The sequence below is a fragment of the Ruegeria sp. YTSC004 genome (assembly GCF_059609805.1).
This window is the reverse complement of sequence record NZ_JBXWMJ010000003.1, coordinates 27637-52834: the sequence shown is the minus strand read 5'-3', so window position 1 is coordinate 52834 and position 25198 is coordinate 27637. Positions and strand designations below refer to the sequence as shown.

Below are 25198 nucleotides of genomic sequence, written 5' to 3'. Positions count from 1 at the left end.
ACTTTTGCCTCATAGCGCAGGCAGGCGCGCGCCTCAACGAGAATACTTTTCACCTTTCGTCGAGATGGGTGGATTTGTAAGGTCGCGACCGGAATACGCCAAAAGGGGTCAGCCTTGTCCACAGTCACGCCGATGATGGCGCAATATCTCGAAATCAAAGAGGCGCATGCCGATGCCTTGCTGTTTTACCGCATGGGCGACTTTTACGAGATGTTCTTTCAGGACGCCGTCAACGCCGCCGAAGCGCTGGACATCGCCTTGACCAAACGCGGAAAGCATAACGACACCGACATTCCGATGTGCGGCGTACCGGTCCATGCGGCTGAAGGGTATCTGCTGACGCTGATCCGGAAAGGGTTTCGCGTGGCCGTCTGCGAACAGATGGAAAGCCCGGCTGAAGCGAAAAAAAGAGGCTCTAAATCGGTCGTAAAGCGCGATGTTGTGCGCCTCGTAACGCCTGGCACTTTGACCGAAGATGCCCTGCTTGAGGCTCGCCGCCACAACTTCTTGGCCGCCTATGCCGAGGTTCGCGATGAGGCCGCGCTGGCTTGGGCCGATATCTCAACTGGCGCATTTCACGTGATGCCTTTGACCTCAGTGCGCCTCAGTCCCGAACTGGCCCGGCTGGCTCCTTCCGAGTTGATCGTGGCCGATGGTGTGCAGGACAAACTGAACGAACCCGTTATGGATCTGGGTATCTCGCTGACTCCGATCGGGCGTGCCAGCTTCGACAGCACTGCGGCGGAAAAGCGCATATGCGGGCTGTTTCACGTGGGCGCACTGGACGCATTTGGCAGTTTCGGCCGGGCTGAGATTTCCGCCATGGGCGCACTGATCGACTATCTGGAAATCACGCAAAAAGGCAAACTGCCGCTTCTGCAAACCCCATTGAAAGAATCCGAGGACCGCGTCGTTCAGATCGACGCCGCCACACGGCGCAATCTAGAACTGACCCGATCCCTGTCCGGCGGCCGCGCTGGTTCGCTGCTATCTGTGATGGATCGCACCGTCACACCGGGTGGTGCACGACTGTTGGACCAACGGCTTTCGAGCCCATCCCGCAATCTGGACGTCATCCACGGGCGGCTGGATGCTGTAACTTTTGCGGCCGACGACAGCCTGATCACATCAGACCTGCGCGAGGCTTTGCGCAAAACCCCGGATCTGGACCGGGCGCTGTCCCGCCTGTCACTGGATCGGGGTGGCCCGCGGGATCTGACCGCCATTCGCAACGGTCTGACACAGGCCGCCGCAATCGCTGAGCTCTGCGCAGGTCGAGACCTGCCGGTTCTTTTAGCCACCGCCCTGCAAAATCTGGTCGGATTTGACGACCTGCTGAGCCTGCTTGACCAAGCGCTTGTGGCCGAACCCCCATTGCTGGCCCGGGACGGCGGGTTCATCGCCCCGGGTTATGATGCCGAACTGGACGAAGCCCGCACCCTACGCGACGAAGGTCGTTCCGTCATTGCCGGGTTTCAGCAGAAATATGCGGAACACACCGGCATCACGTCACTGAAGATCAAGCATAATAATGTGCTGGGCTATTTCATCGAAACTACGGCCACCCATGCCGAGAAAATGCTGAACCCACCATTTTCTGAGACCTATATCCACCGTCAAACAACCGCCAACCAGGTCCGGTTCACGACCGTGGAGCTGTCCGAGATCGAGACCCGCATTCTAAACGCCGGAAACTTGGCGCTTGAGATCGAAAAACGGCTCTATGCAACGCTTTCTGGCGAAATTCTGGATAAGGCCGCACGTCTCAACCAAGCAGCGCGCGGTTTGGCTGAACTGGATCTGACCACTGCTCTGGCCGATCTGGCGCGTGGTGAAAACTGGTGTCGCCCGCAAGTTGATGCCTCACGCGCGTTCGATGTTCAGGGCGGAAGACACCCGGTGGTCGAACAGGCATTGCGCCAGCAAAACGGCGACGCCTTCATCGCCAATGATTGCGATCTCAGTGCTGACAAAGGCGCGGCGATCTGGCTGCTGACAGGTCCCAACATGGCCGGTAAATCGACCTTCCTACGCCAGAATGCCCTGATTGCCCTGCTTGCCCAGATGGGCAGTTACGTGCCTGCGGAACAGGCGCATGTCGGGCTAGTCAGCCAACTGTTCAGCCGCGTCGGAGCGTCGGATGATTTGGCTCGCGGACGCTCGACCTTTATGGTCGAAATGGTCGAAACCGCCACCATCCTCAATCAGGCTGATGACCGCGCTCTTGTTATTCTTGATGAAATCGGTCGCGGTACGGCCACCTATGATGGCCTCTCCATCGCCTGGGCCACGCTGGAACATCTGCACGCCTCCAACAAATGTCGCGCCCTGTTCGCAACCCATTACCATGAACTCACCGCACTTGCCGGCAAACTGGAAGGCGTGGAAAACGCCACCGTTGCTGTCAAAGAATGGGAAGGCGAAGTGATCTTCCTGCACGAAGTTCACAAAGGCGCGGCTGACAGGTCCTACGGTGTGCAGGTCGCCCAATTGGCAGGACTGCCCGCCTCGGTCGTTGAACGTGCCCGTATCGTTCTGGATCAACTTGAAAAAACCGAACGCGAAGGGGGGAAGCAAAAGACCCTGATCGACGATCTGCCTTTGTTTTCGGCCGCCCCGCCACCGCCACCACCAGCGCCCAAAGCTTCTCCGGTAACCGACATGCTGAACGATATTCTGCCGGATGAGCTTACCCCGCGCGAAGCACTCGACCTGATCTACAAACTGAAAGAGGCGGCCAAAACCTGACCGCCCCTTCACCTTTTCAAAAATACTCTCGCCCAAGGCTTGGCTTCAACGAAGCCAATTAACTTGCCGGAGTAGACGACACCCCAACCTGCGCCGGCCGCAGCAGGCGATCATGCAACATGAAGCCTTCTGCGGACACCTGTATTATGTCACCTGCACGGGTACCCGGCACCGGGGCCTCGAACATCGCTTCATGCACGTTGGGATCAAACCGGTCGCCAACTTCGGGCGTGATCACTTCCATCCCATGCTTTTGGAACACGTCCTTCAGCGCACGCATGGTCAGTTCCACGCCTTCCAGAAGGGGTCCTGCCACTTCTTTCTGCTCATCGGTCGCGGCTTCAAGCGCACGTTTCATGTTGTCGTAAACCGGCAGCATGTCGCGGGCCAGTTTCGATCCGCCATATTGTTCCGCATCGCGGCGCGCCCGGTCACCCCGCTTGCGCGCGTTTTCCGCATCCGCCAGCGCGCGCATGAACTTGTCTTTGAAATCATCCCGCTCAGCACGCAGCGCATCAAGTTCCAGCGCTTCTTGACTGATCTCGGCAAATTCCTCGGCCAGCTCTTCCGCCTCGGCGGCTGCGATATCGTCCAGAAATTCTTCGTTTTTGGGCTCTGCCATCTCTTACCCTCTAGCTCCGGTCGGAAATCAGTTTGCCGACCAGTTGCGCCGTATAATCCACGATCGGCACGATCCGCCCATAATTCAGACGAGTGGGTCCGATGACCCCAACCGCACCAATTATCTTTCGATCAGCGTTCATATATGGAGACACCACCAAAGAGGAACCCGAAAGTGAGAAAAGTTTGTTCTCTGAGCCGATAAAAATGCGCACACCCTCGCCTTCTTCGGTCAATTCGAGGAATTCAGCAATGTCTTGCTTTCGCTCCAGGTCGTCAAACAACGTTCGGATTCGGTCCAATTCCTCGGCTTCGCCTGGCTCCCCCAGCAGATTCGCCCGCCCGCGCACGATCAAACGGGCCGAGTCTGTCCCGTCCCCATCCCAGGCCGCCATGCCGCTTTCGACCATCTCGCGCGCCAATACATCAATTTCCTGCCTGCGCGCGGTAATCTGGGTCTGCATCTGACGCAGCACTTCGCTGAGCGTTCGTCCTTCGATCAGAGAGTTCAGAAAGTTCGCCGCCTCGCGCATCGAACTGGGTGTCTGTCCCGGCGGAGGCGTAAATAGCCGGTTTTCCACATGCCCGTCCGCAAAAACCAGAACCACCAAAGCGCGGTCATGGGCCAGCGAGACGAACTCAATATGCTTGATCTCGGACTCTTGCTTGGGGGTAAGAACCAGCGATGCGCCATGTGTCACGTGTGACAAGGCCGAACCAACTCGGTCCAGCATCCCGCCCACATCACCCGCGTTAGAGCCTAGTGTTTCATCCAACTTCTGCCGATCGTCTACACCAAGATCACCCACTTCCAGCAACCCATCGACGAACATCCGCAGACCCATCTGCGTGGGCACCCGGCCTGCACTGACATGCGGGCTGTCGAGAAGACCCAAAAATTCGAGATCCTGCATTACATTGCGTACGGTGGCGGCGCTGACCTTTTCCGACAATGTGCGGGTCAGCGAGCGGCTTCCGACCGGTTCGCCGCTGTCCAGATAGCTCTCGACGATCAACCGGAACACCTCGCGTGACCGGTCATTCATTTCGTCCAGAACTCTACTTGCTTTGCTCATCGGCAATCCTCTGCTGGATCGGCATTAAATCGCAGACATCTGAAAGGTCAATCGGGGTTGCATCCTAAGGCACGGGGACGTTATCCCCAACCCAGCAAACAAAGGATTTTCCATGCGACCCTCAGGACGAGATTTAAGCGAAATGCGCGCCGTTTCAATCGAAACGGGGTTTACCAAACATGCCGAAGGTTCCTGCCTGATCAAAATAGGCGATACCCATGTCCTGTGCACCGCCACGATTGAGGATCGCGTGCCACCGTTCATCAAAGGCTCGGGCCTGGGATGGGTTACTGCCGAATACGGTATGTTGCCCCGCGCAACAAACACCCGCATGCGGCGCGAGGCGGCCAGTGGCAAGCAAGGCGGCCGTACAGTAGAAATTCAACGCCTGATCGGTCGTTCGCTGCGCGCAGGCGTGGATCGGGTTGCGTTAGGTGAGCGTCAGATCACCGTGGACTGCGATGTTATCCAGGCTGATGGCGGCACCCGCTGCGCCTCGATCACAGGTGGTTGGGTGGCGCTGCGTCTAGCCGTGAACAAACTGATGAAAACCGGTGACGTCATTTCCGACCCGCTGGTCGATCCCGTCGCGGCCGTATCCTGCGGCATCTACGCGGGCCAACCTGTCCTGGACCTGGACTATCCCGAAGACAGCGAAGCTGGTGTTGACGGTAACTTCATCATGACCGGATCAGGCAAACTGATCGAAGTGCAGATGAGCGCCGAAGGCTCTGTTTTCAGCCGTGATCAAATGAACCAGCTGATGGATCTGGCAGAAAAAGGCGTGGGTGAGCTGGTTGCGGCCCAAAAGGCAGCCACCGCATGACCCGCAAGTTCGACGGCGACAGGCTGCTGGTGGCCACGCACAACAAAGGCAAGCTTGAGGAGATGACCCATCTCCTTGAGGCCTTCGGCGTGAAGGTTGTTGGCGCGGCAGAGATGAACCTGCCGGAACCGGAAGAAACCGAAGATACATTCGTCGGTAACGCCCGGATCAAGGCCCAATCGGCGGCACAAGCTACCGGCCTGCCTGCCCTGTCGGACGATTCCGGAATCACGATCGACGCGCTGGACGGCGCGCCCGGTGTCTACACCGCCGATTGGGCAGAAACCGGCAATGGCCGCGATTTCCTGATGGCGATGACCCGCGCACATGATGAGCTCGAGGCCGCACAGGCGCCTCATCCCCGCACTGCACAATTTCGCTGCACGCTGGTCCTGGCCTGGCCTGATGGTCATGACGAAGTGTTTGAGGGCGTCATGCCCGGTCAGCTTGTCTGGCCCATCCGTGGGGAAAACGGCTTCGGTTATGACCCGATGTTCCAACCGGACGGGCACGATGTGACCTGTGCGGAAATGGTTCCGGCGGAAAAACACAAAATCAGCCATCGCGGACGCGCCGTAAATGCCTTTGTTCAAGGCTGTTTCGGTGGATGACTGGCGGCATGGAGGTTTCGGCCTCTATGTGCACTGGCCTTTTTGCGAGGCTAAGTGCCCCTATTGCGATTTCAACAGCCATGTTTCAAAAAATATTGATCAAAAACAATGGCTTAAAGCTTATTTAGCTGAACTGCACCGCTCGGCATCTGAAACCCCAGATCGGGTTTTAAGCACGATCTTCTTTGGTGGCGGCACGCCGTCCCTTATGGCACCAGAAACGGTGGCAGCCATTATCGACGAGGCGCGCAAGCTTTGGCGCCCTGCAAATGACATGGAAGTCACGCTTGAGGCCAACCCCGGATCGGTCGAGGCAGGCCGGTTTGCCGCCTATCGCGATGCAGGCGTGAACCGAGTTTCCATGGGCGTTCAGGCCCTGAATGACGAGGACCTGCGCCGATTGGGTCGTATCCACACGGTCGCCGAGGCCCGCGCCGCATTTGATATCGCCCGCGACTGCTTTGACCGCGTCAGCTTTGACATGATTTACGCACGTCAGCATCAAACCCCGAAGGCCTGGCAAGCAGAACTGACCGAGGCGCTGTCGATGGCCATCGATCACCTCTCGCTCTATCAATTGACGATTGAGGAAGGCACGGCCTTTGGGGACCGGTATGCAGTTGGTAAGCTACGTGGACTGCCCGAAGATGACCACGCCGCCGACATGTATCTGGCCACACAAGAGATCTGCGAAGCCCACGGCCTGCCCGCCTATGAGGTTTCCAACCATGCCCGTCCGGGGGCAGAATCCCGGCACAACCTGATCTATTGGCGTTACGGAGATTACGTCGGTGTCGGCCCCGGCGCGCACGGGCGTATTACGCTGGACGGCCAGAAGATAGCGACAGAGACCTATCTGTCACCCAACGCCTGGCTCAGTGCTGTTGAAAAAGGAAACGGCGAGAAAGAAAGATCATCGCTATCTACGCAAGATCAGGCAAGTGAATACCTTATGATGGGTATGAGAATTGTTGAAGGACTAGATGTTGATCGTTTCAATACACTTTCTGATCTCACGCTGCCAGAAAACAAACTGAGAGACCTGGAAGAACTGGGTATGATACGCCGGTCAAACGGCCGATTGATCGCCACAAAAGATGGCCGCGCAGTCCTAAATGCAGTCATCCGAGAGTTATTGGGATAAACGATGCAGTACCTCTGGGCCGCAATGGGATTGATCTGCGTCGGGTTGGCTGTTGTTGGCATTGTATTGCCGCTACTGCCGACGGTCCCGTTTCTTTTGCTGGCCGCGTTCTTTTTTGCCCGATCTTCCTCCAGACTGCACACTTGGTTGGTCAGTCATGGAACCTTTGGGCCCATGATTCTGGATTGGCAGCGATCGGGAGCTATTCGTCCGGGCGCAAAAAAGGCGGCCACCCTATCGGTTGCCGCCGTTTTTGGTTTATCTGTCGTTCTTGCGCTTCCAAGCCACGTTCTGATTATTCAGGCTGTCGTCCTCAGCGGAGTTATGATTTTTATCTGGACCCGTCCTAACGGCTGAGCTTGGCGCACAGATCGTCTAATTGATCGAGATTTTCATAGGTCAGCACGACCTGCCCCGTTTCCGATCCCGCTTTGTGGTTGATGGCTACTTTCATCGCCAGAATGGCCGAAAGATCCTTCTCCAACGCGCGCGTATCCGCATCCTTGCCAGCATTCAGGTTTCTAGACCTCGGTGCCGCCTGAGGGGCATCCCCCTGCTGTTGTTTTTTAACCAGCGCTTCAGTCGCACGCACGCTCAGCCCGTCCTTGACGACGATCTTTGCCAGCTCAGAGGGATCTTCAGCTGTAATCAGAGCCCGGGCATGACCGGCAGATAGTTTTCCTTCAACAACAAGCTTCTGAACGTCCATCGGCAACGACAGCAAACGCAAAAGGTTCGCAATATGGCTGCGGCTTTTACCCAGTGCTTCGGCCAGCTTTTCCTGTGTATGGCCAAAACGATCCATCAACTGCTTGTAACCCGCAGCCTCTTCGACAGCATTCAGGTCTGCGCGTTGAATATTCTCGATAATGGCGACTTCCAGAACTTCGGTGTCGTCAAAATCCCGCACGATAACCGGGATATCATGCAGCTGCGCCATCTGAGCCGCACGCCAGCGGCGTTCGCCTGCCACGATTTCATAGTCGCCGCCGCGAACCTCACGCACGATCAGCGGCTGAATGATGCCCTTTTCCTTGACCGAGGCCGCAAGTTCATCCAATCGCTCTTGCTGAAAGGTTCTGCGTGGCTGGTTCGGGTTCGCGCGCAGTTTTTCAATCGGGACTTTCATATCCGGACGGCGCGGGTCTGTGGGCATAAGCCCCCCGCTATCCTGCGTCACATCCGCCATCAAAGCGGAAAGTCCCCGGCCCAAACCTCTGGGTTTTGTTTTTTTGGCGGCCACGGTGCCCTCCTCACTGTCGCTTAGGCGGCGACTTTCTTGTTCTTGTGCATGACTTCCCGGGCCAGGTGCCGGTAAGCCATCGCCCCCAGTGATCCCGAGTCGTATTGCAAAACGGGCAACGCGTAAGACGGAGCCTCGCTGACCCGCACATTTCTGGGTATCTTGGTTTTAAATACCATCTCGCCCAGATTGTCACGCGCGTCTTTTTCGACCTGGCGGGACAAGTTGTTGCGGTTGTCATACATGGTCAACACAACACCTTCGATTCTAAGGTCCGGATTCGCGGTTTGGCGCACCTCTCGGATGGTCAGCATTAGTTGCGACAATCCTTCCAACGCAAAGAACTCACTCTGCAACGGCACCAGGACAGAATGTGCAGCGACCATAGCGTTGACAGTCAGAAGATTTAGCGAAGGCGGGCAGTCGATTAGCACAAAATCCAGGTCAAACTTGTCGATTGCGGTTTGACGCAGCGCGTCATGCAACAGATAGCTGCGTTTTTCATTGGATATCAATTCAATATCCGCCGAGCTTAGATCAACCGTCGCCGGGACGACAAGCAACCCCTCGATTTCGGTTTCCTGAACGACCGCCTCTAATGGCGCGTCATCCAGAATCAGGTCATACGTCGTCCAATCCCGATCTTCGACCCCCAATCCGGTGGATGCGTTCCCCTGAGGATCAAGATCAACAACCAGCACTTTGCATCCAGCCTCGGCCAGACCGGCCGCAAGGTTGATCGCTGTTGTGGTTTTCCCAACCCCGCCCTTCTGATTGGCTACCGCAATAATCCGGGGCCCTGAGGGACGAGACAAATCAACCACGTGATACTCCTTTGATTTTAAGGATAACGGCCTGAGGCTCAGTTAAACTTGTAATCGGGTCAACGTCGAAATTCCATTCTTCCTGCGCCTCTTCCAGCTCTTTTTTCCACCTTTCGCCTTTCGGCAACAGCGCCAGCCCCTTTTTGCTCAAATGTCTGTCGCAAAAGGACAATAGCGTAGGAAGATCAGCAAGAGCCCGCGCAGAAAGGATATCAGCGCTCAACGGTTCAACCACTTCGATTCGCTTGGAAACAACAGTGCATTTCGCGCCGCACTCACGTGCAACGTTGCGCAGGAAGGCGGACTTTCGTTGGTCACTTTCAATAAAGGTGAACTGGGCATCTGGTGCGTCTTCAATGGCCATTATGGCACAAACCATCCCGGGGAATCCGCCTCCACTACCCAAATCTACCCAGTTTTTGAATAGGTTTGCGCATCTATAAACTTGTACGGAATCCTTTATGTGCCGAAGCCAGATGTCATCCAAGCTTTTCCGTGAAACAAGATTAATCTTCGGGTTCCACCGCTTCACAAGCTCTACATAGGTTGTGAGACGCTCGAATGTTTCACGTGAAACATCCAAATCATCAATAGTGGTCCCATTCATACCTTGCGGACCTTCTGATCGCGACGAAGCTTAGCCAATAACAACGTCAGTGCCGCAGGGGTAACTCCTTCGACACGCCCCGCCTGTGCAATGTTCTCCGGCTTTGCATTTGAAAGCTTTTGCTTCATTTCAGAAGATAGCCCTTCCATCGCAAAATAGTCGAAACCCCGTGGAATCTCATATGATTCATCGCGTTTCATTGCCTCAACATCTTTTTGTTGCCGGGCAATGTAGTTTGCGTACAAAGCGTCCCGCTCTACTTGCAGACGGATCTCCTCATCAACACTCTCAATCTCGGGCATCAGAGGAACAAGATCACCAAAGTGAACATCCGGGAACGCCAGAATAGCCATCCCGTCCCTGCGGTTTCCATCTTGATTGACATTGATACCAGCTGCTCGAACTTCTTTTGGAGTAAAGGTTTTTTCTGTCAGCTGGGACTTTGCGGCGGACAACCTCTTCATCTTGCTTGAAAACATGCTGCTCCGCTCACCGCCAACACAGCCGATTTCCAGCCCAATTGGCGTAAGGCGCTGGTCTGCATTATCCGCACGTAGTGACAAACGGAATTCTGCGCGTGACGTGAACATGCGATAAGGTTCCACAACACCGCGTGTTGTCAGGTCGTCGATCATCACGCCGATATAACTGTCAGCACGTGTAAAATGCAGCGGTTCCCGGTCAAGCACCTTTAGCGCAGCATTCAACCCCGCAACCAAGCCTTGCGCAGCTGCCTCCTCATATCCTGTGGTTCCGTTTATTTGCCCTGCTAGATATAGTCCTTCGACATCTGGTAGTGCGAGAGTCGATGTCAAAACACGAGGATCCACATAGTCATACTCAATCGCATAACCGGGCTGCAGGATCTCTGCCGCCTCAAGACCTTTGATTGAACGCACATACTCAAGCTGCACGTCCTGAGGTAAAGAGGTCGAAATCCCGTTCGGATAGATCGTGTGATCATCGACACCTTCGGGCTCCAGGAAAATCTGATGTGATTCCTTATCAGCAAATCGTACGATCTTATCCTCGATGGATGGGCAATACCTGGGGCCCACCCCATCAATATGTCCGCCATACATCGCCGATCGAGACAAGTTTTTTTCAATGATTTCGTGCGTCCGTGCGTTTGTATGCGTGATTCCGCAGGAAATCTGTGGGGCAATCACCTTTGTTGACAAGAATGAAAACAAGGTTGGGTCATCATCCCCGTCTTGCTGTTCCAGATCACTCCAATCAATCGTCCGGCCATCCAGCCTCGGCGGTGTTCCTGTTTTCAAACGCCCCAGGGGTAGCTCGAAACTTTCGAGCCGTTCTGCCAATTTGACTGACGGGCGATCACCCATACGACCACCTGGGCGTGATACGTCCCCAATATGAATGACACCACGCAAGAACGTACCGGACGTCAGGATAACCGTTTTACTCTTGATTTCAGAACCGTCAGCAAGTTTCACACCGTAAACTTGGTTCCCTTCCATCAGAAAATCGACAACTTCTCCGGTAACGACGAACAGATTTGGCTGCTTATCCGTCTCTTTCTGCATGGCCGCGCGGTACAGCGCACGATCTGCCTGAGTTCTGGGGCCTTGAACAGCTGGTCCTTTACGTCGATTAAGCAAGCGAAATTGAATTCCGGCCTGATCGGCAACACGTCCCATGACCCCATCCAGGGCATCAATTTCACGGACCAGATGGCCTTTACCCAACCCACCAATTGCCGGGTTGCAGGACATGACGCCTATGTCTGATGCGGACAATGTTACCAGTGCTGTCTTGACGCCCATACGCGCTGCCGCATGCGCGGCTTCGGTGCCCGCGTGTCCCGCGCCAATGACCACTACATCGAAATCTGAATGTTTCACGTGAAACACTCCTTACTTACCCAGGCAAAAACTCGAGAAGATCTCATCCAAAAGATCTTCAACGCCGATTCTGCCAACCAAGGTTTCAAGTGCACGGATTGCCGTGCGCAATTCTTCTGCTGCGATATCATACAAGTCTGGACCTGATTCCAGAACCGCCATGGCAGAACTTAGGGATTCCCGCGATTTGATTAAAGCAACCCGGTGCCTTTCCCGCGTCGCAATACCACTGCTTGTAGTTCGGTTGCTAAGCACATCCGAAATCTGGGAAATGAGTTGATCAATACCCTGCCCGGTTTTTCCGGATATTCCACCCTCAGATAGATCGCGAAGATCAGATTTCGGCAAAACCTGTATATCGCCATTCATCATCTGAACACCCAGGTCCTTCGGGTCATCTGTCAGAAACACACGCAAATCAGCTGAATCCGCCCGCTTTCTAGCCAGTTCTATTCCCAGGCTTTCGACGTGATCCTCAGTTTCCCGCAATCCTGCGGTGTCCAGCAATGTGACCGGGAGTCCTGCAAGATCCATTCGAACCTCGATTACATCGCGAGTAGTTCCGGCATATTCCGAAGTAATCGCCGCCTCTCGCCCTGCCAGAGCATTTAGCAAGGTTGATTTTCCGGCATTCGGACGACCAACAATCGCGACTTCAAACCCTGTTCGAATGCGCTCTGCAATCTGTACGCCATCTGCTTCACGTTGCAGATCAGCCATGACATCCGTCACAAGGGATTTTACCTCGGGTGTAACGTCTGTTGGAACATCCTCATCCGCGAAATCAATGACGGCTTCCAGCAAGGATGCAGCACGGATCAGATCGCGTCGCCACCGTTCCGCCAATACACCCAAATCACCAGCCAGAATAGTTTGCGCTTGTTTGCGTTGCGCCTCGGTTTCCGCATCAATCAGATCAGCAAGACCTTCGACCTGTGTCAGGTCCATCTTGCCGTTTTCCAGCGCGCGTCTAGTGAACTCACCAGGCTCCGCCAGCCGCAGTCCGTCCATATCGGAAAGGCATCGCATCACTGCGTTCACCGAAGCTGTGCTGCCATGGATCTGCAGTTCGGCCACGTCTTCGCCGGTAAAACTGGCCGGGGCCTGAAAGGTCAGAACCAGCCCGTCATCCAACCGCGCGCCATCAGCGGCGCACAGCGAATGGACCTGCATGCCACGAGATGGCAGCGGGCTTCCGGTTAAGCTGGCAGCTGCGGAATGCGCGCGTGGTCCCGAGAGGCGGATGACCGCCACCCCGGCTTTGCCCTGCGCGCTGGCCAAGGCGAATATCGTATCCATTCGAAGGCCTCGCGTCGTTTAAGACCTGTGTCAGGTGTTCATCGAATCGAAGAACTCACCGTTCGTCTTGGTCTGTTTCAACTTGGACAACAGGAACTCGACCGCGTCGGTTGTGCCCATCGGGTTAAGGATACGACGCAAGACGAATGTCTTGGCCAGATCGCCCTTGTCGACCAGCAGGTCCTCTTTCCGGGTGCCGGACTTGAGGATGTCGATGGCCGGGAACACGCGCTTATCTGCGATCTTGCGATCCAGAACGATTTCCGAGTTACCGGTGCCTTTGAATTCTTCGAAGATAACTTCGTCCATCCGACTGCCGGTGTCGATCAGCGCGGTGGCGATGATGGTCAGCGAACCACCCTCTTCGATATTCCGCGCGGCACCAAAGAACCGCTTGGGCCGTTGCAGAGCGTTCGCGTCCACACCACCGGTCAGAACTTTACCCGACGATGGCACGACAGTGTTGAAGGCCCTACCAAGTCTTGTGATCGAGTCGAGAAGAATAACAACATCTCGTTTATGCTCGACCAAACGCTTGGCTTTTTCGATCACCATCTCAGACACAGCCACGTGGCGCGTTGCGGGTTCGTCGAAGGTTGAAGACACAACTTCACCCTTCACCGAACGCTGCATGTCGGTCACCTCTTCGGGGCGTTCGTCGATCAGCAGAACGATCAGATAGCACTCTGGGTGGTTCTGTTCGATCGAATGCGCGATGTTCTGCAGGATCACTGTTTTACCGGTCCGCGGCGGCGCCACAATCAGCGATCGCTGGCCTTTACCGATCGGGGCCACCAGATCGATCACACGCGCCGACTTGTCCTTGATGGTGGGATCCTCGATCTCCATCTTCAGGCGTTCATCGGGATAGAGTGGCGTCAGGTTGTCAAACGCGATCTTGTGTCTGGCTTTTTCCGGTTCTTCAAAGTTGATCTTGGTGACCTTGATCAGCGCAAAGTAACGCTCATTGTCATCAGGCGCTTTGATATCCCCTTCGACCGTATCACCGGTGCGCAAGGAATGCTGGCGGATCATGTCGGGTGAGACATAGATATCATCCGGACCTGGCAAATAGTTCGCCTCGGGCGAGCGCAGAAAGCCAAAGCCGTCTTGCAGCACTTCCAGCACGCCGTCGCCGCCAACGGTCCAGCCTTCATCCGCGCGTTCGCGCAGAATCTGGAACATCATTTCGCCTTTCCGCATGGTCGAGGCGTTTTCGATCTCCAGCTCTTCGGCCATCGCCAGAAGGTCTTTGGGGCTTTTGGCCTTCAGGTCGGCCAGATTCAGGGATTCAGTGGACATGATATATACCTTCGCCGCTGATATTGCGGCACGAAGTGGAATTTCAGTACGGAAGATACGCCGCCCGGACGGGCGTGTTGATCCCTACATAAGCGCGCGGGCCGTCGGAGTCAAACAGGCCCTCAAAACTTCACAACGACCGCCAGAACGATGATAACCATCAGAAGGGTGGGAACCTCGTTCATCATGCGAAACTGCCGCCCAGTGAGCTTATTTCGGCCTTCCAGGAAATCCCTACGTCTCGCCATCAACCAATGATGGAACCAGGTCATGCCGATTACGGCAGCACCCTTGATCCAGGGCCAGGACCAATCCCACCCGACAATGCCGGGCGTGAACACCATGATCAAACCGCAGAGCCACGCTACATACATCGCGGGTCGCATGATCACACGCAGCAGCTTCTCTTCCATCTCAAAGAAGATGGTTTCTGCGCCTTCGACCTTTTGGGCTTTCTCAACGTGATAGACGTATAGTCTGGGCAAATAGAACAAACCTGCCATCCATGAGATCACAGCCATGATGTGCAATGACTTCACCCACGGGTAAATCGTGAAAAGAAGATCGGTCATTCTGGCTCCGGACGTTGGTTGGAACCCTCCCTAATAAAAAAATAGGAAAAGAAAAAGGATGATGGTTTTGTAGGGTGCGTAAATTCCGTGGATTACTTTTTTACGCATGTGTTTTCCCCAGGTGGATAGAATTGTGCCGCGAATAGGTGATTCTGTTGATTTCAGATTTTATGATTTAAAATCAGTATATTACACAGAATTCATCCAAGCTTGTCTGGGGATAACTCGTTGGGTAAGACAGGAAATCCCAGTTTTCCCGCGCAGCAGAGTTATCCTTGTCCCAAAAGGACGGTCTTCGAACGACTCAGGGAAGTTTCAGGCGAAATTCCCGGGGTTGCGTGTCAACCGGAAAACCATACAAACCATCCTAGAACGCTCAACGAATTGCTCAGGGGTTTTCCACATGTCTGTCCCCATCATCCTTGCCTCGGGGTCATCTATCCGCGCGCAGCTTTTGCGCAATGCGTGCGTGCCATTCACGGTGGAAACCGCGCGCGTGGACGAGGATACTGCCAAACGCGCCTTGCTGGCCGAAGACGCGCGCCCTCGGGATATCGCAGACACTTTGGCCGAAATGAAGGCCCGCAAGGTTAGCGACAAGAACCCGGGCGCGATGGTTCTGGGCTGTGATCAGGTGCTGGACTTCGATGGCCAGCTTTTGTCGAAACCAGAAACACCCGAGGACGCGCTGGCGCAGTTGAAGGCAATGCGGGGCAAGCGGCATATGCTGTTGTCTGCGGCCGTGATCTATCAGAATGGTGAACCCATCTGGCGCCATGTTGGTCAGGTGCGTCTGCGCATGCGCATGAGCTCGGACACCTATCTGCGCGACTATATTGACCGCAACTGGGACAGCATTCGCCATGCGGTCGGGGCTTATAAGCTTGAGGAGGAAGGTGTGCGCCTGTTCGCCACCATTGACGGCGACTATTTTAATGTTTTGGGTATGCCCCTGTTGGAGTTGCTGAATTTTCTGGCTGTGAAAGGGATGATTGATCAATGACGGATAACCAAATTCCATTGGCCGGCGTGATTGGGCATCCGATTGGACATTCAAAATCCCCTAAACTGCATGGACATTGGCTAAAGACCTATGGGCTGCCCGGGCACTATATCCCTATGGACGTCGCACCCGAGGATTTGGAGAGTGTTCTGCGGACCCTGCCCAAAGCCGGGTATGTCGGCGCAAATGTAACCGTCCCCCATAAAGAAGCCGCCTTGCAGATTGCGGATCACGTGTCGGATCGGGCGGCAAAGATTGGTGCGGCAAATACACTTGTCTTTCTGCCTGATGGCTCGATCCACGCAGACAACACCGATGGCTACGGATTTATGGAAAACCTGCTTGCAGGGGCGCCCGACTGGAACCCACAGGATGGGCCGGCCGTGGTCTTCGGCGCGGGCGGGGCTGCGCGCGCCGTTTTGCAGGCACTGGTGGATGCCGGAGTGCCCGAGATCATGCTGACCAACCGCACGCGTGCCCGGGCCGACCAATTGAAAGAAGAATTTGGGCCGCGCATTACAGTGGTTGATTGGGTCAAGGCCGGCAATGTGATCGAGAATGCGGAGCTGGTGGTGAACACAACATCTCTGGGTATGCAGGGACAGCCCGAATTGCGTGTGCCGTTGGATGGTTTGCAGCCGGGTGCTGTGGCTACCGACCTTGTCTACGCCCCTCTGAAAACCAAGCTTCTGCAAGCGGCCGAAGAGGCCGGGTGCACAACAGTTGACGGTCTGGGCATGTTGCTGCACCAGGCGGTTCCGGGCTTTGAGCGTTGGTTTGGAAAACGGCCCGAGGTAACGGATGAGTTGCGCACCACGGTGCTGGGATGAGCTTTGCACTTGGCCTGACAGGCTCGATCGGAATGGGCAAAAGCACCACGGCACAGATGTTCGTGGATGAAGGCTGTGCGCTTTGGGATGCGGATGCGGCTGTGCATCGGCTGTATTCAAGGGGCGGCGCTGCGGTAAAACCAATGCGTGATGCGTTTCCTGAGGCAATTGATGATGGCGCGGTCAGCCGGGATGCCTTGAAACAAACTATTTCCGCGGACCCGACGGTATTGAAAGTGATCGAAGGCATCGTTCACCCTTTGGTGGCCGCCGACCGGGTGGGTTTTCGGGATAGCGCCACGGCGGACATTCTGGTTTTCGACATCCCTTTGTTGTTTGAAACAGGCGGCAATGCGGCGATGGATGCGGTTGCTTGTGTTCAGGTCCCGGCGGACGAGCAAAAGCGACGTGTGATGGAGCGCGGAACGATGACCGAAGAGCAATTCGAACAAATCCGCGCCAAGCAGATGACCAATGATGAAAAATGCGCGCGGTCGGACTTTGTGATCGTGACGGACACGCTGGACCACGCCCGCGCACAGGTGCAGGATGTTGTCAGACAGATACGGGCGGGGATGGCTAATGCGTGAGATTGTACTCGATACCGAAACCACGGGGTTTGATCCCGAAAGCGGCGACCGGATCGTAGAAATCGGTGCAGTCGAACTGTGGAACCATATGGCCACAGGTGAGACTTATCACGTTTACATCAACCCCGAGCGTTCGATGCCCGAAGAGGCATTTGGCGTGCACGGTATCGGCCCCGACCTGCTGGACACTCCGCGCCCCCCGGAAAAGGGCGAGGTTACGCTGAAAGACAAGCCGGTTTTTGCCAAGGTTGGTCAGGGGTTCCTTGATTTCATTCAGGATTCCAAACTGGTGATCCACAACGCGTCCTTCGATATGAAATTCCTGAATGCGGAACTCAGGTGGATGGGGTTGCCGCAGCTGCCGATGGATCAGGCGCTGGACACGCTGGCGATTGCGCGCAAACGGTTTCCGGGTTCGCCTGCATCATTGGATGCGTTGTGTCGGCGGTTCAACATCGACAACACGAACCGTGTTTTGCACGGCGCGCTGCTCGACTCGGAAATTCTTGCTGAAGTGTATCTGGAACTGATTGGCGGGCGACAGCCGGACTTTGGCCTGTCCACCAGCGCGGCTTCTGCCGGTGGCGGAGGGGACGATTGGCGGCCCGCTGCGCGCCCGACGCCGCTGGCGTCGAAAATCACCGCGGAAGAACGCGCGGCTCATGAGACATTTGTGGAAGAACTGGGCGAAAAAGCCCTGTGGACCCGCGCCTGAGCGCCTGCCCGGCGCGGGTCGTACCGATTAGGCTTCGGTTTTTTCGGTTTCGGCCTGACGGCGCATCAGCTCGTTGCGGTACAGCGCAACAAAGTCGATATTGTCCAGGTTGACCGGCGGGAAACCACCGTCACGGGTGATGTCGCTGACAATGCGGCGCAGGAACGGGAACAGCATGCGCGGGCACTCGATCATCAGGAATGGGTGCAGTTGATCTTCGGCCACGCCTTCGATGTGGAACAGACCGCAATAATCCAGCTCGCACAGGAACAGAACGTCTTCCATGCCCTTGGCTTTGGAAGTCAGGTTCAGCTTGACCGCAACTTCGTACTGATGCTCGGTCGGGCGCTTTTTGGCGTCCAGGTTCACCTGAACAGCAATCTCGGGCTGAACGTCACCAGACACGCCTTTTTGTGCCATCACGTTTTCAAAAGACATATCGCGAATGAACTGTCCCAGAACGCGCATCTGGATCTGAGGGGCGGTCTGTGCCGCGGTGTTTTCTGCAGGGCTTTCGTCAGCCATGGATCTACTCCGAAAATGAAATTTGCCACTGCTTAGCAAGTTGGGCGCGGCACCTCAATGCTGGGGTGGACCTTCGACCCATTTGGATGGCTTTGAGGGGTTCTGACGCGGGCGAACCTCAGTAAAATCTCCGTCGATCACGTCATCCTGATCAAACTGGGTGGGACCAGTGCGGAACTGCGCGCCGGTGCCCATCTGGAAATGCGTGATGGTCGCCTTGGATTTCAGGTATTTGAATACGGCCACTCGAATACTCGGAACAAGCAGTGCAAAGCCAACGGCATCGGTGAAAAATCCCGGCGTCAGCAGCAAAACACCAGACAGCAAGATCATCGCGCCATGGGCCAAAGGCTCGGTCGGGTCATCCAGTTCGGAAAAGGATCGCTGCAAATTGACCAGTGCCATGCGACCTTGTGTCCTGACCATAAAGGTGCCGATAACGGCCGTCAGAACGACGATCGCCAGCGTAGGCCACAGGCCAATCAGGCCGCCGACCTGTATGAACAGGGCGATCTCGATGATCGGCACCAATAAAAATGCCAAGAACAAGTACATTTGCTTTATCCTTTCCCTTAGGCCGGGCTGTGGACTTGCCACGATCTGTCACCTACATAGTGGCATGAGGCCGCGTATACAAAGCCGCGGTCTGAAAAGAGGATGAAATGAACGAACCGATGATCCAGTTGCTGGTCCTGGCCGGAATTGCCGTTTTCCTGATCCTGCGCCTAAAAAGCGTGCTGGGTACACGTGAGGGTTTTGAGAAACCCCCTGTTCAACAGCAACCCGAGGCGGACAAGTCGCGTCGCGGCTTCGAGGTGATCGAAGGCGGCCCGGATCATGACATTACAGACCATGTCGCCGAAGACAGCGAACAGGCGCAAACACTGGCCGCGATGAAGCGGGTTGAGCCCAGCTTCTCGGTCACTGAATTTGTGCAGGGCGCACGCGGTGCCTATGAGATGATCGTCATGGGGTTCGAAAAGGGGAATCTGGATGAAATTCAGCCCTTCCTGTCCGAAGAGGTGTTCGACACTTTTGTTTCAGTTGTGGCAGCCCGTGAAGATCAGGGCCTGACCATCGAGGCCGAGTTTATCGGCGTCCGCGAAACCGCGCTGGCGGATGTGACCTTCGACAAAGACACAAACCAAGCCGAGATTACGATGCGGTTTGTGGGCGAGCTGACCTCGGTCGTACGCGACCGCGGTGGCGACATCATCGAAGGCAACCCGAACACCGTAAAACGCCAAAAGGACAGCTGGACCTTTGCCCGTGTGATGGGTGCTGATGATCCAAACTGGCTGCTTGTTGCCACGGACGCATGATTGGCGCGCTCCGGTCGCTATTACTGGTGGCAGTCATGACCACTGCCACCAGCGCTGAACCGACGCGATCAATTCTTTCCTTTGACGATCTGGATGGATGGGCTGCCGATGATCATGGGGCGGCCCTTTCGGTATTTCTGAACACCTGCGGCGATCTGGATAATCCGGACTGGCAAGCGCTATGCAACGTGGCCCGAACATACAAGGCAGACGCGGCGCGGTCGTTCTTTGAGTTATTCTTTCGCCCGGTTCTGGTCGAGGACGGCGACGACGCCCTTTTCACCGGTTATTTCGAACCGGAACTGGATGGGTCTAAAACCCGGACCAACCGGTTCAAGTATCCAATCTACAAAATGCCACCCGAAGCGCGTGCCGAAGGACCATGGCTCAGCCGTCGCGAAATCCTGACGGGCGACGCGATGCAGGGTCGCGGCCTTGAGATCGCTTGGGTGGATGACCCGGTCGAGTTGTTCTTTCTGCAAATTCAGGGTTCGGGACGTGTGCGCCTGCCAGATGGCAGTGCCCTGCGCGTGGGCTATGGCGGGGCAAACGGTCACCCTTATCGTTCCATTGGGGCTGAGCTGATCCGCCAGGGTGCGCTGGGCGCGCATGAAGTCAGTGCCCAGATGATCCGCTCATGGGTCCGCAAGAACCCTGAAGCCGGGGTTGAACTGCTGTTTCACAACCCTTCTTACGTTTTCTTCCGCGAAGTTTCGCGCGTTGCGCCCGAGCTTGGGCCGTTGGGTGCCATGAACAGATCAGTTACCACGATGCGCAGCATTGCGGCTGATCCGGCTTATACGCCGCTGGGCGCCCCTGTCTGGGTGGAAAAAGATGGCAAGACTCCGTTGCGGCGTTTGATGATTGCTCAAGACACGGGTGCTGCCATCAAAGGTGCGCAGCGTGCGGATATCTTCTTTGGCACAGGTGATGACGCCGGAAAGGCCGCCGGGCGCCTCAGGGATCCGGGACGGATGGTGCTGTTGCTGCCGATCCAACGGGCCTATGCCTTACTACCGGATGAATTCTGATGTCCCGGCGCAAACTGACGGCAGACGAGGTCGAGCTGTGGCGCAAGGTCGCCAAACAGGCTGAGCGGCTGCATCCCGAAATTCCACAATCGGTCCACCCGGTCACACTGCCCAAACCCAAGCCGAACAAACCCCCAAAACCCCGGTTTGAGGCATTCGAGGTCGGACAAAACGCGCCCGGTAAACCCGTGCGAAATGCGCTGAAGCCCTCGATCAGTGAAAGTTTGCGTACCAGCCCGGTGCAAATGGACACCAAGGCATTTGGCCGTTTGAAACGCGGCAAGATCAAGCCTGAAGGGAAACTGGACCTGCATGGCATGCGCATGGACACTGCGTATCCGGCGCTCACCCGGTTTATTCTGACGGCCCAGGCGTCAGGTAAGCGCCTTGTTCTGGTTGTCACCGGAAAAGGAAAGGACAGGGATGAACCCGGTCCTATCCCCACGCCGCGCGGTGTATTGCGCAACCAAGTGCCGCAATGGTTGGCCTTGCCGCCGCTTGCGCAGGCCGTTTTGCAAGTGACCCCAGCCCATATCAGCCACGGCGGCGAAGGGGCCTACTACGTCTATTTGCGCCGGACGCGTTAAAGCGAGCGCACAGCGCGCGTAATTCCGATATTAGCCGACAGGCATACAAGAATGAAAACACCTCCGATCCACAGGAACTGTGTGCTCAGCGGTATACCGGCGTCGATCAATATCCCGGTCAGGCCGGGGCCGATCGCTGATCCCAAAACCATAACTGCTGTGGCCATCGCCTTGATCGCCCCAATGTGCCTGGTGCCGTAGAATTCTGCCCAGAAGGCGCTTGGTAGTGTGTTGTTTGCTCCAACCGTCAGTCCCAGAAAGATCATTGCAATCAAGGCCCCGCCGATCGAGTTTGTCATTCCTGCGATCACAAAACCTATTGCGATCGGGATTTGGTAAAAAGGCATCAGCCTCGCGGTGCCCCATTTGTCCAGCGCCCAGCCGGCCGCAAACATCCCAATCAAGGATACGCCGGTGAAAACCGGAAACAGGGCGACCAGTTCGATATGCTGCCATCCCTTGACTTGGGCAAGATGCACCTGATGGAAGAAGAACGCAGTAATAAAGGCCGATGGGGCCAGAATAGTCGGGGCCATGAACCAGAACAGAGGGTGAAACAGCGCGTCTTTCCGGGTCCAATGGCGGCCCTGCATCCCTGTCGCTGAATAGGCATCCGCCAGACTCTGCGGCGTGCGCTCCTGACGCAAAAGTCGCGTCAGAACGGGTATCCCCATCAGGACAACCACTGCGGACAACACCCAAAGCCATCGCCAGTCCAGAAACGCCATCGCGGCCACGAAAGCTAGCGGCAGCAGCGCCTCTCCAATCGCGTAGCCGACCGATGCAATCGACAGGGCTTTGCCACGTGTAACGATGAACCATCGCGCCATGGCGACCTGTGCAAGATGGATGCTCATCCCCTGCCCGAACAGGCGCAATAAAAAGACCACCAGCGGTAACAGGACAAGCCAGCTGTTCACGGCCATGGCCACTGCTGCCACGGCCAGGCCGACCAGAACGGAGGGCCCCAATACACGGACGCGGAAAACATCTGTCAGCCCGCCGGCCCAGATCATAACGATGGCCGAAACGGTGGTGCCCAAAGAGTAAAGACCGCCCCACGCGCCGTGCCCAAGACCAAATTCGGCGCGGATGTTTCCAGCGAAGATCGAGATGAAGAAGGTCTGCCCAAAGCTGGACAGAAAGGTCAAAAGGACCCCCGCACCCAACCAGGTCGCGTTGTCCCGAAAATATTCACGCAAACTAAACTGCGTCACGGGGTAGTGACCTGAGCCTGCCCTGTTTCTGTCAGAACGATTTCCGTGGCGCCGTCTGGATTACGCTCGCTGGGCGGCACCAGTATATCGATGCCGGGCCTGTCTTCGCGTCCGAACGTGTTATTGACGCGCCGCAACGAACTAAGGATCGACAACAGAGCCGGGGAAGTCGCCGCCACAAAATGCGAGGATTCCGCATCGCTGCTAAACGCGGTTGTATCGATCACGTTAATCGGGAACTCCTCGAGGGACTCGAGTGAGGTGATGTTTCCCAGCCGCACACCCTCATCCGTGCCGCGCAGGCGGGCGGAAATGTTCAGGATTTTGTCCTTTTGCGAGACCATCACGATAAATGGGTCGGGAGGATTGTCGATCCGCCTCATCTGGGAGCGAAACAGATCCAGATCCAGATCGGGCGAGATCAGCACGACCCCTTCGAGGTTCCTTTTCGCCCAACCCGGTTCCTGCAGTTCCGTTTGGCGCATCATCTCCATCGTCAATGCGCCCCCCATGGAATGCGCGACTAGAATGACGCGTTTGACACCCATGGATTTCAGTTCACGGATTGTCTGCTCCAACCCGTCGCGGGCAAACAACATGCTGTCGAGATCATAGGCATATCCATACCCGGTCGCGCGGCTGGGCCAGGAATAGACCAGAGTAGATCCCGGAAGGCCAATGTCATGGGTCAGCTGAGCCGCGCGGAAAATCGTCTCGGTTTGGGTCGAGTTGTAGCCGTGTACAAAAATCGTAACATCGTCTTCGCCGCGCAAATGTTCGCGTAAGCCCTTTGGCCCGCCCAGTTCGGTAACATTTGTAAGAACAAATTCTTTTTTCGGGTTCGGATTCGCATAAGAGAATTTCAATGTTCCCGGCGTGTGTGATGGCGGGATCGACACTGTTGTTTCCAAAAACTTCAGCGCTTCCCCACGCTTGAATCCATAAGTTCCGTCTGCTTGACGAGCTCGCGTCGTGGCTGCGAATATCTTTTCAGGCGTTCCGACAGTTGCGGCCGATGGAACAATCTCGGTTACCGTCCGATCAACACAGGCGCTTAGCGTCAGGGATGTAATCAGAATTATTAAATAGCGCAGCACTGGTCAGCCCTCTGGGTGAGTTGCGACTACGCTATCTCATTCTGGCCCGGCGTCCAGCGGCACTACACTGCCGAAGCGGCAAAAACCGGCTGGCGATGTTACAAAACGTAACGGCTGAGGTCAGTAGATTTGGTCAATTCGCCCAGATTGTCGTCCACGAATTGCGCATCAACCGTGATCGAGATTCCGGCCTGATCGGGCGCGGTAAAGGACAGCTCTTCGAACACGCGCTCCATCACCGTGTACAAACGGCGCGCACCGATGTTTTCGACGCTTTGGTTCACATCGGCCGCGATACGCGCAAGGGCCGCGATTCCGTCATCGGTAAAGCTGACCGTGACCTCTTCGGTGCCCATCAGGGCGGTGTATTGACGGGTCAGCGCGTTGTCGGTTTCGGTCAGGATGCGCACAAAGTCTTCTTCGGTTAGCGCGCGCAATTCCACGCGGATCGGCAGGCGGCCCTGCAGTTCCGGCAACAGGTCCGACGGTTTGGCGATGTGGAACGCGCCCGACGCGATGAACAGGATATGGTCGGTTTTGACCGGACCGTGCTTGGTGGATACCGTCGTGCCTTCGATCAGAGGCAAGAGGTCACGCTGTACCCCTTCGCGGCTAACATCGCCACCCCGCGCGTCAGTGCGGGCGCAGACCTTGTCGATCTCATCCAGGAACACGATGCCGTTCTGTTCAACGGATTCCAGCGCGATGCGGTTAACGATCTCATCATCCAGCAGCTTGTCGGCCTCTTCTCCGATCAGTGCTTCATAGCTATCGGCGACGGTCATCTTGCGTTTCACGGTACGCCCGCCAAAGGCCTTGCCGAATATGTCGCCAAGATTCATCATACCCATCTGGCTGCCGGGCTGACCGGGAATATCGAACATTGGCATCGGGTTCGACGAGTCTGACAGCTCCAACTCGATCTCCGTATCATCCAACTCGCCCGCTTTCAGCTTTTTGCGGAACATCTCGCGTGTGCCTTCGCGTGCATCGGTGCCTGCAATGGCTTCGATCACGCGGTCTTCGGCGGCCTGATGCGCCTTGGCTTTGACATCCTCGCGCATGTATTCGCGGGTTTGCAGGATGGCGGCGTCGGCCAGATCGCGCACGATCTGTTCCACGTCACGACCGACATAGCCCACTTCGGTGAATTTGGTGGCTTCAACCTTGATGAAGGGCGCGCGGGCCAGTTTGGCCAGACGACGGCTAATCTCGGTCTTGCCGACGCCGGTGGGGCCGATCATCAGGATGTTCTTCGGATAGACCTCGTCCCGAATGTCGTCAGCCAACTGCTTGCGCCGCCAGCGGTTGCGCAGCGCAACGGCTACGGCCCGTTTGGCATCCTTCTGCCCGATGATGAAACGGTCCAGTTCCGAGACGATTTCGCGCGGGGTCAGGTCGGTCATGTGAGTTCTATCCAATTGTTTCGCACCGGAACCTAATCATAAGCCACAAAAACACAAGCTGATCACGAAAAACTCACGCCAACACACGGTCTGCACACGGAAAATCGTGGTGATGTGAATCGCCAGACAGAAAATAG

Annotated in this window: 26 protein-coding genes; 12 read left to right on the top strand and 14 right to left on the bottom strand. The window is 56.1% G+C overall.

Features of this window, described 5'->3' with window-relative positions:
* Positions 1–132 precede the first annotated feature (132 nt).
* Positions 133–2748: a DNA mismatch repair protein MutS gene (mutS, locus tag AC2FFP_RS07225; RefSeq protein WP_496880918.1), complete on the top strand. Its 2616-nt coding sequence runs from the start codon at positions 133–135 to the stop codon at positions 2746–2748.
* 58 nt (positions 2749–2806) lie between these two features.
* On the opposite strand, the gene AC2FFP_RS07220 is transcribed toward mutS, so the two are convergent.
* The gene (locus AC2FFP_RS07220; protein WP_496766006.1) at positions 2807–3370 is read right to left on the bottom strand and encodes a nucleotide exchange factor GrpE; all 564 of its coding nucleotides are present in this window, start codon (positions 3368–3370) and stop codon (positions 2807–2809) included.
* A gap of 10 nt (positions 3371–3380) precedes the next feature.
* On the bottom strand, positions 3381–4445 hold the full coding sequence (gene hrcA / locus AC2FFP_RS07215) for a heat-inducible transcriptional repressor HrcA (protein ID WP_282170592.1): 1065 nt from the start codon (positions 4443–4445) through the stop codon (positions 3381–3383).
* A gap of 112 nt (positions 4446–4557) precedes the next feature.
* On the opposite strand from hrcA, the gene rph reads away from it, so the two are divergent.
* From rph to AC2FFP_RS07195, 4 genes are read left to right on the top strand one after another with little or no spacing between them, the layout of a single operon-like run.
* Positions 4558–5271 (top strand): ribonuclease PH, encoded by a 714-nt coding sequence (gene rph, locus AC2FFP_RS07210; protein ID WP_058279370.1) that lies wholly within the window; start codon positions 4558–4560, stop codon positions 5269–5271.
* Complete coding sequence (gene rdgB, locus AC2FFP_RS07205; RefSeq protein WP_496880855.1) at positions 5268–5882, top strand: RdgB/HAM1 family non-canonical purine NTP pyrophosphatase; 615 nt, start codon at positions 5268–5270, stop codon at positions 5880–5882. The genes rph and rdgB overlap by 4 nt, the downstream gene beginning before the upstream one ends.
* Positions 5875–7026, top strand: coding sequence for a radical SAM family heme chaperone HemW (gene hemW, locus AC2FFP_RS07200; protein ID WP_496880917.1), 1152 nt, complete (start codon positions 5875–5877; stop codon positions 7024–7026). The genes rdgB and hemW overlap by 8 nt, the downstream gene beginning before the upstream one ends.
* Before the next feature lie 3 nt (positions 7027–7029).
* Complete coding sequence (locus AC2FFP_RS07195; RefSeq protein ID WP_496880854.1) at positions 7030–7383, top strand: YbaN family protein; 354 nt, start codon at positions 7030–7032, stop codon at positions 7381–7383.
* Here AC2FFP_RS07195 and AC2FFP_RS07190 read toward each other — a convergent pair.
* From AC2FFP_RS07190 to AC2FFP_RS07160, 7 genes are all read right to left on the bottom strand, one after another.
* Complete coding sequence (locus AC2FFP_RS07190) at positions 7373–8269, bottom strand: ParB/RepB/Spo0J family partition protein (RefSeq protein WP_496766009.1); 897 nt, start codon at positions 8267–8269, stop codon at positions 7373–7375. The two genes, AC2FFP_RS07195 and AC2FFP_RS07190, sit on opposite strands and share 11 nt — an antisense overlap.
* Before the next feature lie 20 nt (positions 8270–8289).
* Entirely contained in the window at positions 8290–9093 is an 804-nt protein-coding gene (locus AC2FFP_RS07185) for a ParA family protein (protein ID WP_496739272.1), read from the bottom strand.
* The gene (gene rsmG, locus AC2FFP_RS07180) at positions 9086–9700 is read right to left on the bottom strand and encodes a 16S rRNA (guanine(527)-N(7))-methyltransferase RsmG (protein WP_496766011.1); all 615 of its coding nucleotides are present in this window, start codon (positions 9698–9700) and stop codon (positions 9086–9088) included. The genes AC2FFP_RS07185 and rsmG overlap by 8 nt, the downstream gene beginning before the upstream one ends.
* Positions 9697–11565: a tRNA uridine-5-carboxymethylaminomethyl(34) synthesis enzyme MnmG gene (mnmG, locus tag AC2FFP_RS07175; RefSeq protein ID WP_496880853.1), complete on the bottom strand. Its 1869-nt coding sequence runs from the start codon at positions 11563–11565 to the stop codon at positions 9697–9699. The genes rsmG and mnmG overlap by 4 nt, the downstream gene beginning before the upstream one ends.
* 12 nt (positions 11566–11577) lie before the next feature.
* Positions 11578–12864: a tRNA uridine-5-carboxymethylaminomethyl(34) synthesis GTPase MnmE gene (gene mnmE / locus AC2FFP_RS07170; protein ID WP_496880852.1), complete on the bottom strand. Its 1287-nt coding sequence runs from the start codon at positions 12862–12864 to the stop codon at positions 11578–11580.
* A gap of 30 nt (positions 12865–12894) precedes the next feature.
* Positions 12895–14166, bottom strand: coding sequence for a transcription termination factor Rho (rho, locus tag AC2FFP_RS07165; RefSeq protein ID WP_058275260.1), 1272 nt, complete (start codon positions 14164–14166; stop codon positions 12895–12897).
* Between the two features lie 122 nt (positions 14167–14288).
* Positions 14289–14738 (bottom strand): CopD family protein, encoded by a 450-nt coding sequence (locus AC2FFP_RS07160; protein ID WP_496736592.1) that lies wholly within the window; start codon positions 14736–14738, stop codon positions 14289–14291.
* A gap of 403 nt (positions 14739–15141) precedes the next feature.
* Here AC2FFP_RS07160 and AC2FFP_RS07155 point away from each other — a divergent pair, with 403 nt between their 5' ends.
* The 4 genes from AC2FFP_RS07155 to dnaQ are packed head-to-tail and all read left to right on the top strand — an operon-like array spanning position 15142 to position 17876.
* Positions 15142–15741: a Maf family protein gene (locus AC2FFP_RS07155; protein WP_496736590.1), complete on the top strand. Its 600-nt coding sequence runs from the start codon at positions 15142–15144 to the stop codon at positions 15739–15741.
* Positions 15738–16571, top strand: a complete 834-nt coding sequence (locus AC2FFP_RS07150; protein ID WP_496844832.1) for a shikimate dehydrogenase — start codon at positions 15738–15740, stop codon at positions 16569–16571. Before AC2FFP_RS07155 ends, AC2FFP_RS07150 begins: the two co-directional genes overlap by 4 nt.
* Complete coding sequence (gene coaE, locus AC2FFP_RS07145) at positions 16568–17161, top strand: dephospho-CoA kinase (protein ID WP_496844831.1); 594 nt, start codon at positions 16568–16570, stop codon at positions 17159–17161. Before AC2FFP_RS07150 ends, coaE begins: the two co-directional genes overlap by 4 nt.
* Positions 17154–17876 (top strand): DNA polymerase III subunit epsilon, encoded by a 723-nt coding sequence (gene dnaQ / locus AC2FFP_RS07140; protein WP_496844830.1) that lies wholly within the window; start codon positions 17154–17156, stop codon positions 17874–17876. The genes coaE and dnaQ overlap by 8 nt, the downstream gene beginning before the upstream one ends.
* A gap of 27 nt (positions 17877–17903) precedes the next feature.
* Here the strand turns inward: dnaQ and secB are convergent, their stop codons facing one another.
* Together secB and AC2FFP_RS07130 are read right to left on the bottom strand one after the other, a co-directional pair.
* A complete protein-coding gene (secB, locus tag AC2FFP_RS07135; protein ID WP_058275145.1) occupies positions 17904–18401 on the bottom strand; it encodes a protein-export chaperone SecB in 498 nt (165 codons plus the stop codon).
* Between the two features lie 54 nt (positions 18402–18455).
* Positions 18456–18956: an FxsA family protein gene (locus tag AC2FFP_RS07130; protein WP_496844829.1), complete on the bottom strand. Its 501-nt coding sequence runs from the start codon at positions 18954–18956 to the stop codon at positions 18456–18458.
* A gap of 107 nt (positions 18957–19063) precedes the next feature.
* Between AC2FFP_RS07130 and AC2FFP_RS07125 the strand changes: the two genes are divergently transcribed.
* From AC2FFP_RS07125 to AC2FFP_RS07115, 3 genes are read left to right on the top strand one after another with little or no spacing between them, the layout of a single operon-like run.
* On the top strand, positions 19064–19723 hold the full coding sequence (locus AC2FFP_RS07125; RefSeq protein WP_496766034.1) for a Tim44/TimA family putative adaptor protein: 660 nt from the start codon (positions 19064–19066) through the stop codon (positions 19721–19723).
* A complete protein-coding gene (gene mltA, locus AC2FFP_RS07120; RefSeq protein WP_496766036.1) occupies positions 19720–20754 on the top strand; it encodes a murein transglycosylase A in 1035 nt (344 codons plus the stop codon). Before AC2FFP_RS07125 ends, mltA begins: the two co-directional genes overlap by 4 nt.
* Positions 20754–21341 carry a Smr/MutS family protein gene (locus tag AC2FFP_RS07115; protein WP_496766038.1) on the top strand — a complete coding sequence of 196 codons (588 nt, stop codon included), beginning with the start codon at positions 20754–20756 and terminating at the stop codon, positions 21339–21341. Before mltA ends, AC2FFP_RS07115 begins: the two co-directional genes overlap by 1 nt.
* Here AC2FFP_RS07115 and AC2FFP_RS07110 read toward each other — a convergent pair.
* From AC2FFP_RS07110 to hslU, 3 genes are all read right to left on the bottom strand, one after another.
* A complete protein-coding gene (locus AC2FFP_RS07110) occupies positions 21338–22558 on the bottom strand; it encodes an MFS transporter (protein ID WP_496766040.1) in 1221 nt (406 codons plus the stop codon). The two genes, AC2FFP_RS07115 and AC2FFP_RS07110, sit on opposite strands and share 4 nt — an antisense overlap.
* A complete protein-coding gene (locus AC2FFP_RS07105) occupies positions 22555–23655 on the bottom strand; it encodes an alpha/beta hydrolase (RefSeq protein WP_496766042.1) in 1101 nt (366 codons plus the stop codon). The genes AC2FFP_RS07110 and AC2FFP_RS07105 overlap by 4 nt, the downstream gene beginning before the upstream one ends.
* Before the next feature lie 98 nt (positions 23656–23753).
* Positions 23754–25061 (bottom strand): ATP-dependent protease ATPase subunit HslU, encoded by a 1308-nt coding sequence (gene hslU / locus AC2FFP_RS07100; RefSeq protein WP_496726293.1) that lies wholly within the window; start codon positions 25059–25061, stop codon positions 23754–23756.
* Positions 25062–25198: the final 137 nt, after the last annotated feature.